At 55.8% G+C, this 16,754-nt stretch carries 13 protein-coding genes and 1 pseudogene; 2 read left to right on the top strand and 12 right to left on the bottom strand.

The window, feature by feature from the left end; genetic code table 11:
* Positions 1–83: 83 nt before the first annotated feature.
* The 4 genes from nusA to DW211_RS04025 all read right to left on the bottom strand — a co-directional run bounded on the left by nusA (position 84) and on the right by DW211_RS04025 (position 6,546).
* Entirely contained in the window at positions 84–1,331 is a 1,248-nt protein-coding gene (gene nusA, locus DW211_RS04040; RefSeq protein WP_117629484.1) for a transcription termination factor NusA, read from the bottom strand.
* 1 nt (position 1,332) lies between these two features.
* Positions 1,333–1,827: a ribosome maturation factor RimP gene (gene rimP, locus DW211_RS04035; RefSeq protein WP_089571694.1), complete on the bottom strand. Its 495-nt coding sequence runs from the start codon at positions 1,825–1,827 to the stop codon at positions 1,333–1,335.
* 257 nt (positions 1,828–2,084) lie between these two features.
* A complete protein-coding gene (leuS, locus tag DW211_RS04030; RefSeq protein ID WP_118259377.1) occupies positions 2,085–4,661 on the bottom strand; it encodes a leucine--tRNA ligase in 2,577 nt (858 codons plus the stop codon).
* Positions 4,662–5,034: 373 nt separating this feature from the next.
* Positions 5,035–6,546 carry an IMP dehydrogenase gene (locus DW211_RS04025; protein WP_118259375.1) on the bottom strand — a complete coding sequence of 504 codons (1,512 nt, stop codon included), beginning with the start codon at positions 6,544–6,546 and terminating at the stop codon, positions 5,035–5,037.
* Positions 6,547–6,739: 193 nt separating this feature from the next.
* On the opposite strand from DW211_RS04025, the gene DW211_RS04020 reads away from it, so the two are divergent.
* Positions 6,740–7,087, top strand: a complete 348-nt coding sequence (locus DW211_RS04020; RefSeq protein WP_118259373.1) for a winged helix-turn-helix domain-containing protein — start codon at positions 6,740–6,742, stop codon at positions 7,085–7,087.
* Positions 7,088–7,312: 225 nt separating this feature from the next.
* Here DW211_RS04020 and DW211_RS04015 read toward each other — a convergent pair whose 3' ends face one another.
* The 7 genes from DW211_RS04015 to DW211_RS03985 all read right to left on the bottom strand — a co-directional run bounded on the left by DW211_RS04015 (position 7,313) and on the right by DW211_RS03985 (position 16,075).
* Positions 7,313–8,305, bottom strand: a complete 993-nt coding sequence (locus DW211_RS04015) for a PLP-dependent transferase (RefSeq protein ID WP_158568489.1) — start codon at positions 8,303–8,305, stop codon at positions 7,313–7,315.
* Positions 8,306–8,452: 147 nt separating this feature from the next.
* Positions 8,453–8,959 (bottom strand): hypothetical protein, encoded by a 507-nt coding sequence (locus tag DW211_RS04010; RefSeq protein ID WP_118259370.1) that lies wholly within the window; start codon positions 8,957–8,959, stop codon positions 8,453–8,455.
* A 335-nt stretch (positions 8,960–9,294) separates the two neighbouring features.
* Positions 9,295–9,747 carry a hypothetical protein gene (locus DW211_RS04005; protein WP_117765735.1) on the bottom strand — a complete coding sequence of 151 codons (453 nt, stop codon included), beginning with the start codon at positions 9,745–9,747 and terminating at the stop codon, positions 9,295–9,297.
* Positions 9,744–10,133, bottom strand: a complete 390-nt coding sequence (locus tag DW211_RS04000; RefSeq protein ID WP_117758172.1) for a helix-turn-helix transcriptional regulator — start codon at positions 10,131–10,133, stop codon at positions 9,744–9,746. Before DW211_RS04000 ends, DW211_RS04005 begins: the two co-directional genes overlap by 4 nt.
* A 1,126-nt stretch (positions 10,134–11,259) precedes the next feature.
* The gene (locus DW211_RS03995; protein WP_118259369.1) at positions 11,260–12,855 is read right to left on the bottom strand and encodes an SIR2 family protein; all 1,596 of its coding nucleotides are present in this window, start codon (positions 12,853–12,855) and stop codon (positions 11,260–11,262) included.
* 507 nt (positions 12,856–13,362) lie between these two features.
* Positions 13,363–14,772: a hypothetical protein gene (locus DW211_RS03990; protein WP_117635106.1), complete on the bottom strand. Its 1,410-nt coding sequence runs from the start codon at positions 14,770–14,772 to the stop codon at positions 13,363–13,365.
* 484 nt (positions 14,773–15,256) lie between these two features.
* Complete coding sequence (locus tag DW211_RS03985; RefSeq protein WP_117635105.1) at positions 15,257–16,075, bottom strand: hypothetical protein; 819 nt, start codon at positions 16,073–16,075, stop codon at positions 15,257–15,259.
* A 208-nt stretch (positions 16,076–16,283) separates the two neighbouring features.
* Between DW211_RS03985 and DW211_RS10370 the strand changes: the two genes are divergently transcribed.
* On the top strand, positions 16,284–16,415 hold the full coding sequence (locus tag DW211_RS10370; RefSeq protein ID WP_255413169.1) for a hypothetical protein: 132 nt from the start codon (positions 16,284–16,286) through the stop codon (positions 16,413–16,415).
* A gap of 159 nt (positions 16,416–16,574) precedes the next feature.
* On the opposite strand, the pseudogene DW211_RS10280 reads toward DW211_RS10370, so the two are convergent.
* Positions 16,575–16,754 (bottom strand): annotated as a pseudogene (locus DW211_RS10280) (IS256 family transposase); the annotation flags it as partial.

Below are 16,754 nucleotides of genomic sequence, written 5' to 3'. Positions count from 1 at the left end.
ACCTACCCTTTCTGGCACCTTGGGTGCCTAGAGACTGAACGAGCGTGGGAGACGCGCCGGGACCCGCCCGGCGCGACCGCGCGCTAGATCAGGTCCTCCGCATCATCGAAGGCGTCGGTGTCGTGGACACCGCAGAAACGGGAGCCGGGACGAGCCTGGTTGCGGCACTGGACGCCGTCCTCGGACACGTACTCGCAGCGGCGGACGTCCTCGTCCTCCTCGTCACCGATCAGGTCGGCGGCGGGCTCCTCGTGAACGGGAACGTTCTTGAGGATGTCGGCGGCAAGCGTCTCGGACTTGATGTCGATGTGCCAGCCGGTCAGGCGCGCGGCGAGGCGGGCGTTCTGGCCCTCCTTGCCGATGGCGAGGGACAGCTGGTCGTCGGGCACGATGACGCCGGCGTAGGCCTTCTCCTCGTCGATGAGGACGCGGGTGACCTTGGCAGGCGACAGGGCGTTGGCGACGTAGACGGCAGGATCGGCATCCCACAGGATGACGTCGACGCGCTCGCCACGGAGCTCGCCCACGACAGCGCGAACACGGCTGCCCTTGGGGCCGACGCAGGCGCCCACGGGATCCAGACGGTCGTCGAGCGAGTGGACGGCTACCTTGGAACGCTGGCCGGGCTCGCGGGCGATCGACTTGATCTGGACGGTGCCCTCATAGATCTCGGGCACCTCCTGCTCAAACAGACGACGCATGAGCTCGGGGTGAGTGCGGGAGATGACAATCGGCGGACGGCTGTGCTCGCCGCGAACCGGTTGCAGGTTGGAGTTGGGGTCGCGTACGTCGATGATCACGGCCTTGATGTGCTGGTTGTGCAGGTAGCGCTCGCCCATCGGGCGCTCGTTGCGCTCGTTCTCGTAACGGCGCTGGTCGAAGTGCGGCAGCTCGGCCTCGACGCCCTCGCGGATCTTGACGATCGTGAAGTCGGGCGTGGACTGCAGCACGGTGCCGCTGATGAGGTCACCGATGCGGCCGGAGAACTCCTCGTAGATCTGCTCGCGGGCGGAGTTGCGCACGATGGCGTTGATCTCGGCCTTGGCGTGCTGGGCGGCGATGCGGCTCGTGTTCTTGGGGGTGACGTCGATCTCCTCGAACTCGGTGAAGTTGCCCTCCTCGTCCATGGAATCGTCGATCGGCTCCAGGCGGTAGACGTAGATCTTGCCGGTGGTGCGGTCGATGGTCACCTTGGCGCCCCACTCAAGATGCAGGATCTCGGCATAGCTCTTGGCGAGCGACTGCTCCAGGCGGTCGATCAGGTAGAGCTGGTCGATGTGCTTCTCCTGGCAAAGCTCCATCAGGGCGGACATCATGTCGGATGCTGCCATCTTACTTTCCTTCCTTCGCGGGCTTGAAGTCGTAGGTGGGCTTCAACTTGCACTTTTTTACATCAGAGAAATCGAGGGTGACGGACTCGCCGTCCTCGAGCTCGAGGGTCACGTCGGTCTCGGTCGCAGCGGCAATCTTGCCGGCGTACTTGCGACGGCCCTCGGTAGCGGTGGAGGTGAGCTCACAGTTCTCGCCCACAAAGCGGGCAAAGTCACTCGGGCGGCGCAGCGGGCGCGCCATACCCGGGCTCGACACCTCGAGCGTATAGCTCGAAGAGATAGGGTCGAGCTCCTCAATCACATCGCCGACCCATTTGGTGTTGGCCGTGACGTCATTGAGCGACAGGCTCTGGCCCTCGGCACCCTCGATACGCACGCGCACGCAGGGGGCCTTGGTGGCACCCACGAGCTCAACGTCGACAATGTCGACATCGTGCTGGGGAGCAACGGCCTCGAGCGCGTCGATGATCGCCTGCTCGGTCTTGGTCTTGACCATTGCGGCACCTCCATCCATACAAAAAAGAAGCGGGGCCGAAACCCCACTTCTTTCAATTACAACTTCATTTGCAAGCAAACTATACCAATACCTGCACAAACGTGCAACCACAACACAAACCCGCAGGTCAGCGTGAGCACAGGTTCTCCACAAGAAATGGATAATTGGGTGTTGTCGCAAGTGTCCTTAACCAAAAAGAGGGGCGACTCCCTACGGAATCGCCCCTCGGTTTTTGATGTCAGCTATGCGCGCAGCGCTTACTTGACCACCAGGTTGACCAGCTTGCCGGGCACGCAGATGGCCTTGACGACCGTCTTGCCCTCAAGCCACTTGGCAACGGCTTCCTCAGCGGCAGCTTGCATCTCCTCGTTGGAGGCGTCGCGGGCGACGTCGATGCGGCCACGGACCTTGCCGAGCACCTGGACGACGATCTGCACCGTATCCTCGATGGACTCGGCCAGGTCGAACTCGGGCCAGGCGGCGGTGTAGGCGTTGCCCTCGCAGCCGAGGGCCTCGTGCCACAATTCGTCGGCCCAGAACGGGCAGATGGGGGCAAGGACGCTCACGATATCCTTAGCCACGCCGTAGCACAGCGCCTTGTCGCGGGCGGCACCCTCGGTGGCGTTGAGGTAGGCGCTCGCCGCGTTGACGAGCTCCATGACGGCCGAGATGGCGGTGTTGAACTGGCCACGATCGAAGTCCTCGGTGCACTTGGCGATGGTGCGATGGCGCTCGCGGTAGAGCTTCATCGCTGTCTCGTCGAGCGCGGACTTGTCAAAGGCCACGTTGGCGTCGCCGGACTGGACGAGCTGCCACACGATACGCCAGGCGCGCTTAATGAAGCGGTTAGCGCCCTCGACGGCCTTGGGATCCCAGTCGAAGTCCTTCTCGGGCGGGGCGATAAACAGGATCGCCAGACGCATGGTGTCGGCACCGTAGGGCTCAATGACTGAACTCGGGGGCACGACGTTGCCCTTGGACTTGGACATGGTGTCGCCGTTCTCGTCCTTGACCATGCCCTGGCACAGCAGGTTGGTAAAGGGTTCGTCAACGCTCAGCAGGCCCAGGTCGCGCAGCGCCTTGGTAAAGAAGCGACTGTAGAGCAGGTGCAAAATGGCGTGCTCGATGCCGCCGATGTAGTTATCGACGGGCATCCAACGATCGGCGGCCTCACGGGAGAAGGGCAGCTCGGTGTTGTGCGGGTCGGTATAGCGCAGGTAATACCAGCTGGAGCAGGTGAAGGTGTCCATGGTATCGGTCTCGCGCTTGGCCGGGCGACCACAGACCGGGCAGGTGGTCTCGTAGAACTCCTTGCACTCGGCGAGGGTCTCGCCGGCACCCAGGTCCAGGTTCTCGGGCAGCGTCACCGGCAGCTGGTCCTCGGGCACGGGCACGATGCCGCAGTGCTCGCAGTGGATGGCCGGGATGGGGTTGCCCCAGTAACGCTGACGGCTGATGAGCCAGTCGCGCAGGCGGAACTCGACCTTGCGACGGCCGCAGCCCATGGCCTCGAGGTCGGCCACGATGGCAGCCTCGCCCTCAGAGTGCTTGCCGCCGCGCATGCCGGTGTACTTGCCCGACTGGACGAGCGTGCCCTCGGCAGCGTGGGCGCAATCCCAGTCGACGTTCTCGGCATGGAAGGTGTCGATGGTCTCGCCGCTAGCCTCGACGGCAGCGCGATCCTCATCGTCCAGGATGATCGGCACGATAGGCAGGTCGTACTTGCGGGCGAACTCAAAGTCGCGCTGGTCGCCGCAGGGAACGGCCATGACGGCACCGGTGCCGTAGTCGGCAACGACATAGTCAGCAACCCACACGGGGATCTTCTCGCCGTTGACGGGGTTTACCACGTAGCGGCCCGTAAAGGCGCCGTGCTTCTCGAGGGTGCCCTGGGCGCGCTCGACGGCAGAGATATGCTTGGAGTCCTCGACGATCTTGGTGACGGCCTCCTCGTACTGAGTGCCCTCGACGAGCTCGTGCAGGCGCACGTACTCGGGAGACAGGACAAAGAAGGAAACGCCAAAGAGCGTGTCGGCGCGCGTGGTGAAGACGGTGATCTTACCCTCGTCGCCCTCGATGGGCTCGCCATCGGTGTCGCACAGGGTAAAGTCGACCTCGGCGCCCTCGGAGCGGCCGATCCAGTTGGCCTGCATCTGCTTGACGCGCTCGGGCCAGCCGGGGAGCTTCTCCAGGTCATCGAGCAGCTCCTGGGAGTAGTCGGTGATCTTGTAGTACCACTGCTCGAGGTCACGCTTCTCGGGCTCGGTGCCGCAACGCCAGCACTTGCCCTCGGTTACCTGCTCGTTGGCCAAAACGGTCTTGCAGGTGGGGCACCAGTTGACCGGGTTCTTCTTGCGGTAGACCAGACCCTTTTCCCACATCTTTTCAAAGATCCACTGACCCCAGCGATAGTAGTCGGGGCTACAGGTCTTAACGGTACGATCCAGATCGTAGGAGAAGCCCATGCGCCTCATCGTGGCGAGCGCCTGGTCCATGTTCTTATACGTCCAGGCGGCAGCCTGTGTGTTGTGCTTGATGGCGGCATTCTCGGCGGGCAGACCAAAGGCATCGAAGCCGATGGGGTGCAGCACGTCGTAGCCGCGCATGCGGGCCTGACGGGCCATGGCATCGCCGATGGTGTAGTTGCGCGCGTGGCCCATGTGCAGGTCGCCCGACGGATACGGGAACATCTCGAGCACATACTTCTTGGGCTTGCTGTCGTCGGTGTCGACGGCAAAGAGGTTGGAGTCCTCCCAGGCCTTCATCCACCGGGACTCAATGGCCTGCGCGTCGTAGGCAGGGATCTCATCCTTATGATCTGTGCAATCGCACATATCAGCTCCTTTGTTAGCTGGGTTGGGGCGGGGCGTTCTTACCTTTACTCGCTGCTGCGGACAGTCCTGCTCGCACGAAGAGCACATTAAGTGCTCTTCGGCTCGTGCGGAACTTGCAGCGAGCAAAGGTAAGAACGCCCCGCCACATCGTTAACTCGACTGATGATAGCAAATACAACAAGCGAGATGCCTGCGACTTGCAGGCATCTCGCTTTATCTAAATAACGTGGTTGTGAATCAACCGCTATTTGTTACCCGCCCAAGCATGGTCGGGTTTTCCAAGTGCCGCAGATTGCCGTGAAAGAGGAGCGACGCGTACTTTGGTACGCGAGCGACGGTTTGAACGGCAAGGTGCGGCACTTGGGAAAGCCGCTTAGCGGTAGCTGACGCTTTGCTGGGAGTCCTTGACGACTACGTCGTGGGCTCCGCCTTCGACGATGGAGGTGGAGCTGACCAGGGTCAGGCGCGCCTTTTCCTGGAGCTCGGGGATCGAGAGGGCGCCGCAGTTGCACATCGTGGACTTGACCTTGTAGAGTGTGCCGCCCACGCCGTCCTTGAGGGAGCCGGCGTACGGGACGTAGGAGTCGACGCCCTCGACGAAGCTGAGCTTCGCGGCGCCGCCCAGGTCGTAGCGCTGCCAGTTGCGGGCGCGCGCAGAGCCCTCGCCCCAGTACTCCTTCATGTACTGGCCATTAACGTTGACGCGCTCGGTCGGGCTCTCGTCAAAGCGGGCGAAGTAGCGGCCCAGCATCATAAAGTCGGCACCCATGGCAAGGGCGAGCGTCATGTGGTAGTCGTAGACGATACCGCCGTCGGAGCACACGGGCACGTAGACGCCGGTCTCCTCGTAGTACTCGTCGCGAGCGCGGCAGACATCGATCAGCGCGGTGGCCTGACCACGGCCGATACCCTTGGTCTCGCGGGTAATGCAGATGGAGCCGCCGCCGATACCGACCTTGATGAAGTCGGCACCGCAGTCGGCCAAAAAGCGGAAGCCCTCGGCGTCGACGACGTTACCGGCACCGACCTTGACGTCCTCGCCGTAGTTAGCGCGGATCCACTCGATGGTGCGCTTCTGCCACTCGCTGAAGCCCTCGGAAGAGTCAATGCACAGGACGTCGGCACCGGCCTCGATAAGCAGCGGCACGCGCTCGGCATAGTCGCGGGTGTTGATACCGGCGCCGACCATGTAGCGCTTATCGCCGTCGAGCAGCTCGTTGGGGTTGGTCTTGTGGCTGTCGTAATCCTTGCGGAAGACGATGCCCATGAGGTGATCGTTGTCGTCGACAATGGGCAGAGCGTTGAGCTTGTTGTCCCAGATGACGTCGTTGGCAACCTTGAGGCTGATGTTCTTATCGCCCACGATGAGCTGCTCACGCGGGGTCATGAACTCGGAGACCTTCTTCTGGTGGTCATCGCGGCTGGGGCGATAGTCACGGCTGGTGACGATACCCAGGAGCTTGCCCTTGGGAGTGCCGTCGTCGGTGACCGGCATGGTGGAGTGACCGGTCTTCTCCTTGAGCTCGATGACCTGCTCCATGGTCATGTCGGGGGTCAGCGTGGAATCGGACTGAACGAAGCCGGCCTTGTGATCCTTGACGGCCTTGACCATAGCGGCCTCGGACTCGGGAGCCTGGGAACCGTAAATGAAGGACAGGCCACCCTCGGTAGCGAGCGCGACACCCATGTCGACGCCCGAGACGGACTGCATGATGGCGGAAACCATGGGGATGTTCAGGGTGATTGCCGGCTTCTCACCGCGTTTAAAGCGGGTTAGCGGCGTCTTAAGAGAGACGTTGTTGGGGATGCACTGCGAGGACGAGTAACCAGGGACCAGCAGATACTCCGAAAACGTGTGGGACTCACCGGGAAAGAACGTAGCCATGTTTCTCCTTTTTCCATGCGACCGGTCGGCTGCAGGCCTCGTAGGACCCAGCCCAACCTTGGGCGCCCAATACTGGGGAAGTATCTTAACGCACTTTGACTGCTACAATGCATGATTTAAGAAGAGCACACGAGGGTTTGACGCAGGCTTTGCGTTTGCCCAGCAAACACTTTAGCAGGGAGACGTGGAGCACATGGAGTACAAGACGACGGCAAAGTTGGTCATTCAAGCGTGCGACAAAGACCTGCCGGGCGTGTTTGGCCACGGCTGTGTCTTGCTGCTGCAGGGTATTGACCGAGAGCATTCGCTCAACCGCGCCGCCAAAAGCATGGGCATGGCGTATTCCAAGGCCTGGCGCATCGTGAACGAGGCCGAAGGACAGCTGGGCTGCAAGCTCATCGAGCGCGACGGCGCCCGCGGATCATCGCTCACCCCCGCCGGCGAGCGCGCCATAGCGGCCTACGAGGAGCTGCAGGCCGACATCAACAACGTCATCGCCACCAAAGCCAACGACCTCATCGCCAGCATCAATGCAGAGTAGTCCTTTTGGGACTGAATTGTTGTCCACCGTGCCCTCGGATTGAGGCTCGTGCCACAAAACGGGCCCATCTACTACGTTTAGCTGAATACCCTCGACCATACCGGACATTATGAAAATAAAACCGCTGGTAGACAGCTTGGCAATTTTCGAAATAGGCGGGTATGGTCGACCCCTATGGCTTAAACGTAGTAAATAGGCCGTTTTCGTGACACACACCCCGATTAGTTACTTTCGGAGCGCGTTGTCCAGGGTGGACGCTACAACCAGGGGGTCGTCGGTGCCGGCGAAGAGGCGGATGGCGCTCCCCCGCTTACCGCGCGGGGCCGAAAGGCGCGTTGTTGAGCCGCCGGCGGGTGATGTACGAAACTCCCCCGGCAAAGCATCGAACAAATCGCCCGCACTGCGCTCGATAAGGTCAAACTCTACTGCCGGACCAAAGCCGTGCTCGAGGATTCCAGTTGCAACCGCATGGTCGGGATGCGAGCTCAGCCCAGGATAGCGCACGGCGTGCACCATCTCATTGGCAGCCAAGTACTCGGCCAGCGCACGTGCGCGGTCGAAATGTGCCTGCATGCGGGCATCGAGCGAGTCCAGCCCGCGCTCCAGCACACCGGCCTCATCAGCAGGCAAATCAAGTTTGACCAAGCCACAGCCCTCAAGCAGAGCATGCGCGCACTCGGCAGCAGCATCCACACGATGGCGCTTGAGCTGCGAGCGCGCGACCGATATGGCAACCAACTTGTGCGGAGCCTCACCGGCGCACACGCGGTCAAGTGCCTCGAGCGACAGCACGGCACCCAAGCGCAACGGATCGCACCCAAAGACACCAGCCACGGTGTTATCCACCACGAGCAGCGCATGAGCCTCACGCGCGGCACGTCCTAACGCGCGCAGATCGGGCACGCGCAATCCAAACCCGCCAATAGAGTTGACGAACCACCACAGGTGCGGCCCCTCGACCTCAAACGAAGCATCAAAGCCCTCGGACGCAGCAGTAAACGCCGCAACCGACGGCTCCTCCACCATAGCCACGTCGCAGCACTCAAAGCCGCGCGCAAACGCATCGGCAAAGTCATCGGCAAACGCAACCAGGCGATCGCCGGGACGTACAATCCCCAACAGAGACAGCGCCGCCGGCACATGCGGCGCTGCAGCAAGACGCGCCTCACGCGCGCCGGCCCTTGCAGCCCAGGCCTCTTCTAGCTGCTGTACGTCCACGCGGCACCGTCCCTTCATAAGCAAAAAACCCACGATGCGGGTGTTCCCCGCATCGTGGGCAACGGCTGCAGTATAGCGCCGATAGGCGACGAAACGCCTAGATGCTGAGCGTGTGATAGGTCACGCTCGCACCCGGAGCGTCAACGGTCACGCCATAGGCCTCGGGTGGCCAAAAGCGTCTGCAACGTCGAGCATCTCAAAGTTGGCATCCCAGCTGTCAAAGATACGATGCACCAACACCGCGAGTTCCTCGGCACACAGCAGGGGAAACGGCGCATCTGCCGCACCCTGAAGCGCGACCGACCCGCCCGAGCATGCCTCGAACAACGGCATCAAAAATGGGTCGGTTAATGCCGGCGATGCGGTATACAGATACGGCACGCGCAGGACTTTGGCTTGGATGCCGTCGCGCGATGCATAGTAACGGCACAGGTCGTTGGCAGCGCGGGCGATAATGCCCTTGCCCGTCTGGGCCTCACTGGCGGCCGTGGCGTCGTCGTCACATCCGCCAGTGGTGCCCTCTGCACCCGCGGGCCCCGCAATAAACAGCAGCTGCACATTGCGTCCCATACAGGCACGAAACACCGAGCGCAGCAGCCCAATGTCGCCAAAAGTCACGGTATGCGGGGTGAGGTAGGTAGAAAGGTAGACCACGCGCTCAAACTCGTAGGCCTGGTCCAGGTGCTGGAGGAGCTCTTTCCACGAAGCATGGGGCGACGACTCATCGCGGCGCGCGTCCTGCGCGGCTACGACCTACACATGGTCGCCGGGGAACGCCTTGGAGCAAAAGTCATCGTCAACATATGCGGTGTTGCCAACAACCAGCACTTCCACGGCGTTCCCCCTCCCCAAAAATCTACTTTTGCCATAGTCAAACATGCGTATTGTACGCTGTAAAAGCGAGCCAAGGCGCCTTTAAGGCTGTTTTAAGAACTTTTTAGAGGATGTGAGAGCGGCAACTCATTCGACTTAGATTCATCGAGGAAATGCTATTCGCTCTGAAAAGGCACATCGCAATCTGCTGACAGCTCTGCAGGGAGAATGGCAGGCAATGTAAGCGCTCCCATGGGTGAAAGTCCAGTAACAACCATCAAATAGCTCTTTGCATGGGCATATGCCATCGAAATAGCATTTGAAAGAAGGTAGTGACGCGCCTCGTCATCGGGAGAGTTCATTGGCATTTGCGCTGAAACCGAGATGGATACTGTAACGCCAGCGTGCATCTTCTCCTGTGCACCTTCGTCTCTGTCAAGGAGGCTGCCAATTACGCACATCTTTAGACTTGCGCGTGCATCATTACCTTTTTTCGAAAGATGGACATCTTGGTAGCTAACGTCAACTTTTAATTCCATGTTATCCGAGGGCGAATCCTCGATATGGAAATCGGAGTCAACGACGAACAAATGAACGACTTGAATCGGAGCAATAAAATCCCCACTCATGCTGCCAAACCTCCGGAAATCATCTCGAGATTCACATGCGAGGACGGACGCTCGTTCCTAAAAGACCATTGCTCTCGCACGAAATTGTTGGATGAAAGAAACGGTAGCTCTTTAGAATAGCTAACGGTAACCTTAGGAACGATATTGATACCCAAAGCAAGCTCGAACCTAGCGATCGTCTTCAGCGTCATATTGGGCTGAGAATTCAACAGCTTCGAAAGCGACTGAAGGCTCACGCCCATACGCTTTGCCAAATCGCTTTTGCTTAAACCCAGACGCTTCATCTCGCGATGAACAATAAACTCGATATCTAGCGCGTGTTCATAAGCACGTGTTTCGCTGGTTTCTGTATCGGCGTAAAAATCAGATAAATCTACTTTATTCATTGTGTTCTCCGTTTCGAAAGCCAAGTATAAAAGTCAAGGCTCAGATTCCAGAAGTTGACGTGCTATTCTGGCCGATCATTGTTCGAGCGGTTAATTTCCGCTTAGGGTCTGACAACATTTTCTGGAATTGAGAGTTGTCGGGAGAAGCCGTCAATTCCCAAAACGGTCGACCCTTGAGGTCTCTATATTCGACAAGATCATATCCTTCTGCCAAAGGGCACCTCCCATTTCTAGATGAACTTAACTTATAGGTTAAGTTCATCCATTTAAATACATATAACGAGGTCCAGACAAGATTCCTCTGCCCCAATCGATAAACAAACCAGTCGAGCTTATGCAAAATCCGGAAGTGTGCGGCATATTCTAGACACGTCAACCACACTGGATAGTGGCAACGCTTCTACCTGCGGGTTCTTTTCATGAAAAGGACGATGTGCTCGAGGGTTCCAAAATTTGCCGCATGCTTCCGTCGGGCGTTTCCGGAAGTGCGGTGAAAAACCGAGATCGACAGACCAGACCCCTGTTTTAGCCTTCCGCGACCTGCGGTTTTGTTGCCGAAATTCGGTTTATGCTCGGAGGTTTCCGATTTTTCCCCGCACTTCCGAAAAGCACCCTTAAACCGCGCGTCCCGAAGCGGAAAACCGCCGGATATTTGTTCTCCCCAAATGAGATCCTTGTTTTGCCTGGCCGAATCTTACATCCAAACAAAAAAAGAGGACCGACGCATCAACCCTCTTCAGGTGTCGCCCGAAGGCTTCCAGCGCAATTGATTTAATTCTAATCGATATCACTTGTTTGACCACGATCACGTCAACCAGTAGAAGCCGCCCATGCTCGATCATTCCATTGCCGGGATGGTGCTTGGCTAGTACGTCACACATTGCATACATGAAAAAAGGGCAACACTCTCAATTTGAAAGCGTCACCCTTAAAGCTCCCAAAGAGCTTTTGTATTGCAGGAAGATACTCTACACTATCTTCCCTTGATTGGCGGGTCGAAACAGACACCATTGTGATTTCAAGCAGAAAGCGTTATATTAAGTATGCATTTGCACGTGGTGTTCGCACTATACGCTCAGATGCCATAGTTTACAAAGATGGCCTTCTTCATAGACGCTAGGTGGGATTACTCACTAGTAGCCGATATGTCGAAGGCCTTCTTGTACTTAAGGAAATCATACATTCTAATAAGCCGTTTCAGCTCGCTATTACCGTGGATTATCTTGCGATCGTCCGTGATGAGCGCCCTCAGATATTCAAGCAACTTATTTAGATCGATCTCATCTTCTTCAAGTAGCACAAGCTTTTTAAATGCTTCCTCAAAGCCTTCGTTAGCTATAACAGACTGAACCGAGTGTCTAATTCCCGAATGATGATAGCTACCTTTTGCCTTTCGTAGGCTGTTGTTTAGAAAAGCATCTAAATCCTTCTTCTCATCTATTTCCTTTAGCATCCTTGGATTAAGAACTTCCCCTGAATACGCGCTTAAATACTTATACATGGGCAAACCACCCGAGTTAGAAGCAAGCAGCGAAGGAAGGTATTCCTCGACGGCAAGCTTAGGAGCAACATGTTCGTCATCAAACACAACATCACGATATAGAAGTTCGGCTTTGACCATATGCCCGTGCCCTAAAGAAGCATTCGCAACACCGATACCCAGCACAAGATGCTGTCCCTCCGGAAGTCTCTCGAGGTCGCTAAAACTCGCTTCAACTACCAGAGAGTCATTCGGATCGCCCTCATCAGCCAAGGCGTAGATGCTCCTGCGAAGCTCACGAATGATCCTGGGCGAGAAGGAGCATTTGGATTGTCCAATTGCTTCATACACTGCACCAAAATCGTTCGTCCTAATCTCGGTCATGCTTATCTCGCCAATACCTGGAAAGGTAAACGAATGAGTTGAGGTTGCGTTTTCTCCCCTAGTAAGGAAGATAAAGCGCTTTCTAAGCAACGCAAGATTGTTAGAACCGAGGCAGCGCGAAATCGACATGAGGATAGCTTGGATATCGGGGTCGTTAAGGGAATAACCGATAAAAATAATTGGGTATTCCATAAAAATAGTTAACAACTTGGCAGCCAAGTAATCCTGTGTTTCGGCGAGTTTTGCGTAATCTGCCTCCTCAAGAACCATAGATTCAGGATTATCCATAGAACCGTGGATCTTATAGATTTCACCCATTTCAAAAGTTCTGTGAAAGACGAGATCGTCTTGGCCAACAAAAACTTTAAACTCGGGAAATAGCGACTCCAGGAGACAGTCATAGTTGGTTGTTATAACTCCAGAGATACGCCGCCTGCCAACCTCTCTCAAGATATCAAGCTCATGCGTCATATATTCAGGTTTGAACGAGGATAACCTCTCGGCCGCCATGATCTTTAAAATAGATTTACGCTGACGAATGTCCTCTACATGATCGTTTCTAAAAGAAGCGAAGCGAGGGTCCTCAAGAACAGCTATGCGCATATCCTTATCAAGCATCGTCGCGGCAGAGGGCAATGCGCTATTGTCAGACTCATCTGGACAACGTGCCAGGTACGAGTCAAGCCGAAAGGGATCATCGGAAAGACGGGAACAGAGGTGCCTTAACAAACCAACCCAATCGTCGGTACCCATGTATCTACGGGAAAAGCCCGAGCCGACGAATAAATATGGGCTACGCCCCACCCCATTTATCAAACGTACAACGCTTTCTACAATGTCATCTCTTCCGACTTCCATCTAGCGCCTCCAAACAAGCTACTTCCATAAGTATAGAACATATGTTTGGATTTTACTAGAATTGCAAGACTTCATCGGAGACAAAGCTGCTCGACAATTGAAAATTCGAACCGCACAGGTGACCCAATATTCAGCAGTGTTCCGACGAGCAAATATTCATTTCGCGCCTCAGGCAATCTAGCGCAGCGGCATCAGTTAGAACGCCATGACTCTCTAGGAGTTCGATAAGTTGAGCGAAAGTCTAAAATTCCATCGCCAAAGTAACTCCTAAAATCAAAGGGCCGTTGCCGATAACAACCAAACAACGACCCTCCTTTGTCATCGCCTCACGTAGAGCCCACGACAACTGCATCACTAACTGGATGTTAACCTAGATGCGCAGTAATTGCGCATCCAAAAAAGTTAATCATGTAGCAAATACTCTTCGCGTTGAAACTAATGCGAAGCATTTTCGCGTCCGTGCACGAGAATGCGCAATCAATATGCGGAAAGGCAAAGATGATTCACCTAGCTAACAACCATCCAGTCACTACCGACAGTACTCGAAATCTTCGAGGAATCGCCGATGCACACGATGGTCGCCGAAGCGCCGGGCACATACTTGGCCTCAAGAACGGAAACACCTTGCTCCTTAAGCCTTAAGGTCGTCTCGGTTATCTGGGTTTTATTCACATCATTTTTGCTGACCAGTTTAACGCCATTGCCATCATTTTCATTCAGGCAGGATACAACCGTATTGTAATCGGCCCAATAACAGTACTCCCCAGAAAGCCATCCAAGCTCAGTGGCGCATATCGATCCAGTCGCAGAAACCGTCTTTGGAAGCAATCCGTAGCGCTGCCTTTCCTCAAATTCAAGAACATCGCAAAATACGCGATTAGCATTAAGTAATCTCGTTCCACAATAGTCCCCGTAAAACGGCGCAAAATGATTGCGGATAGTCCGCGACAACATACAGTAATCGTAGGTGTAGTAACACTTGAAGATTCGTAGGGCGTCTCCCCCTGCCCCTTCGGCAGAACGGGCGAATTCAACAAGAAACTGGTCCCACATGCGCTCAATATAGGGAATTGCGAGTTTAACGCTATCCATATCAGACAAAGGAGCATCGCTCGTCTGCTGCATTATTCCAGTGGTTTTTGCCAAATGGAAATGAGCTGCCATGCGCTCGATCGTTCGGATAAACTCGGGCCGATTCCCGTCCTCAATCGCCATAATTGCAAAGAAAACACTTCTCAACAGAAGATCACTTGAAAATCGCTGAGGTAAGAGATCGCCATATTCGCGCTCGTATGAGAAGAGCCTGGCCTCACCCGTATCGATTGAAGAGTAACCAAATACGGAGTCCGAAGGAACGACATATGATGGAGCGGCATTTGAGTACACACGGCTAAACTTAATTTGATAACGCTTAAAAAAGGTTGAAATCCAAAAGGTCACAACACCAAATAATGCCAGCTCAAACTCAAAGGCAATACTCGAAGTATCAAGCACATCTAGCCCCTGGCCTCCGAGATAGCCATCGATAACAAAGTGATCGAATGCGACGGACAGCAAAAGAGACATGAACGCCTCGAATGAGAAAGGAAGAGTCCGGTACCGCAATTTACCCCTTGCATGCTTGATTACCCCAAGAAACAACCAATAGAAAAGGGTAGGCATGTATCGCAGCGAAGGACCTGGAACTGAAAACGCATCGCAAATCGCAGCCATAATAAACACCGGGAGCTGGCAACAAATTGTTGGAGCGAGAATTCGGTAGGCAACGTTCAGCCTGCCCGACTCATCGGAGGGATACAGTTCTTCGACGGTGTATTGCCCTCCGATCGCCAAGGGCCCAGCAAAGCGGACAAGCTGAACGCTCGACAAACCGATAAAGACATAAAAGACAATCCAATGAATAGTGACCGATTCCACCTGTAAACAATCTCCTCAGGTCATACGCTTGCGATTAATTGTAGATAGACAGAATTGAACAGGAAGCAACAATATTTGAAACTGTTGTTTTGCGCACCCCGGATCAACCAACATACCCCAGAAAGGTCGCTGATGTTGACTGGGGTTCCCGTAAAACCCCAACAAAAAATGTGCGGAGTGCCGGCCTGAAACTGCCTTCGGACCCTATTGGCTGCACACCGAGAGGCTCCGCTATGAAACGCCCCCCTTTACCACCCGCTCTGTGCGACCGCGTGCACGTCCATGGTCAACGCGACGATGCCTATGGCAGCCATTGCAGAGGGGGTTCAGCCTCAGAAGGCCGCCGAGCAGCAGGCGCAAGCCGTGAGGTCGAGCTCAGCGTTGCTTTTGAATGCAGAAAAACGAGTCCGAACGCAGCGGCGTCCGGTCCTCTTGGCAGGTCCCATCTTGGGTTGATGTCCACAAAACTAGCCCTTGCGGTCGGTTAAACAAGTTTCAGCAGCCTTTGATACTCTCCGGGATCACGCATACGCATAATATCCATGTATGTTCTGCTTTTTGCGACCATGATATCGTCGAACTTGGATAGGCCGTGCCCGCTCGCTCTTGTGACAACCATGCGGTCGTCGCAAAAATATGAAAGGAAGGTGTCCTTGCCGGGATGGTGTATCCGTCGGACGTCGAGCACGTTCCGGAAGTCATAGTAAAGTGCGGCGTTGGCGGTTTCCTCAAGTTCAGGCAGTCTGTCGATGCCTTCAAAGCGGCAAGGATAAATTAGCAGCAAGTTTTTCGAATGACTGATTGAGCGAAGAAGTCCTCGGGCCTCACGGTCTTCTTCGCTCAATTGTTTATTACTCTCAGTTTTTAGAAGCTCGTCAAGCTTGGCGAGGCTGTAATCCCTGAGAATTGCATGCAGGCGTAAGCCTCTCTGTTCTTTTACATGACTTCTGCAAAGTTGTTCTAAAGTTATTCCGCGGTCTGAAACTCGCCTTGACGAAGTGAGACTTACGGCGCGCATCATGGATTTTCCGAAGATGAGCTTGAAATCTAACTGATACGCGTCTGATACCGCATCACACTCCCCATTTGCCTCGGATACGGGCGCATGAAACTCCGCACCTCTGGTCAGTTCCTTGAAAGCGTTAGAGTGGTTGATGAGCTCGCGCGTCCATTCCTCGTATGTATATAACGGACGCCCAGAATAGTCTTGCATGAGGTCCTTAACAAACAATTCTGGGGTAATCATTGCGGATTTAAGTCTCTCGGCTCCGGGAACGGCTTCAATAAGCCTCTTATCTATCACTGTGGCCTCCTCTTTGCGGTAGTTTTACGGATGTTGACGGAAGCCGTTCCAGCAGGGTACGCCAAAGTTGGCCGAGCGAGCGGCCCGTCCTGGCTCGGAAGGGTCCGTGCCTTCGCCTAGAATACGCGCACCATGGCGCGTTCAGGCCGCTTTCGGGGTTATCCTGGCCGTTTCCATGGCAACCTCGCGCTACTTCTCGGAGAGGAAGATGGCCGAGTTGCACGACGCGGCGCTGCGAAGGGGAGCATCGTGCTGTCATGACTGGGCCGAGCTGGAAAAGACTGCCGGGAAGATGGTCGAATCCAGCCTTGAGCTTGCCGACAGAGTGGAGTCGGCCTAGGATATCGATAGATTCCGGATCCTGGACACAGGGGCCAAGGAGTCCATTACACCAACTTTCGCGACACTACCGTTCTTGGTAGTGTCGAGAAAGTTGGTGTAGCGCCCGATTCGAAGCGAGTCGGCCCTGCGTCCTGCAATCTGGAATACGGTTGATATCCTATGCCGCCTCGACCCTGTCCGCAAGCTCGAGACCGGCCTCGAGCATCTTCCTGGCCTCCGCCTCAAGCCGCGCCCAATCGATGTGACCGTCGATCCCCCGAGTGCGACCGTCATCGTAGAGCTCGTTCATCCTCGCCTCCGAGAAGTACCGGGACTCCTGCCATATCTCGTCCTGCTC

Origin of the sequence: Collinsella sp. AM18-10, assembly GCF_003471585.1 — a bacterium.
Classification (GTDB): domain Bacteria; phylum Actinomycetota; class Coriobacteriia; order Coriobacteriales; family Coriobacteriaceae; genus Collinsella.
Note: the sequence above shows the minus strand (reverse complement) of the source record. Positions and strands in the feature narration are given on the sequence as shown.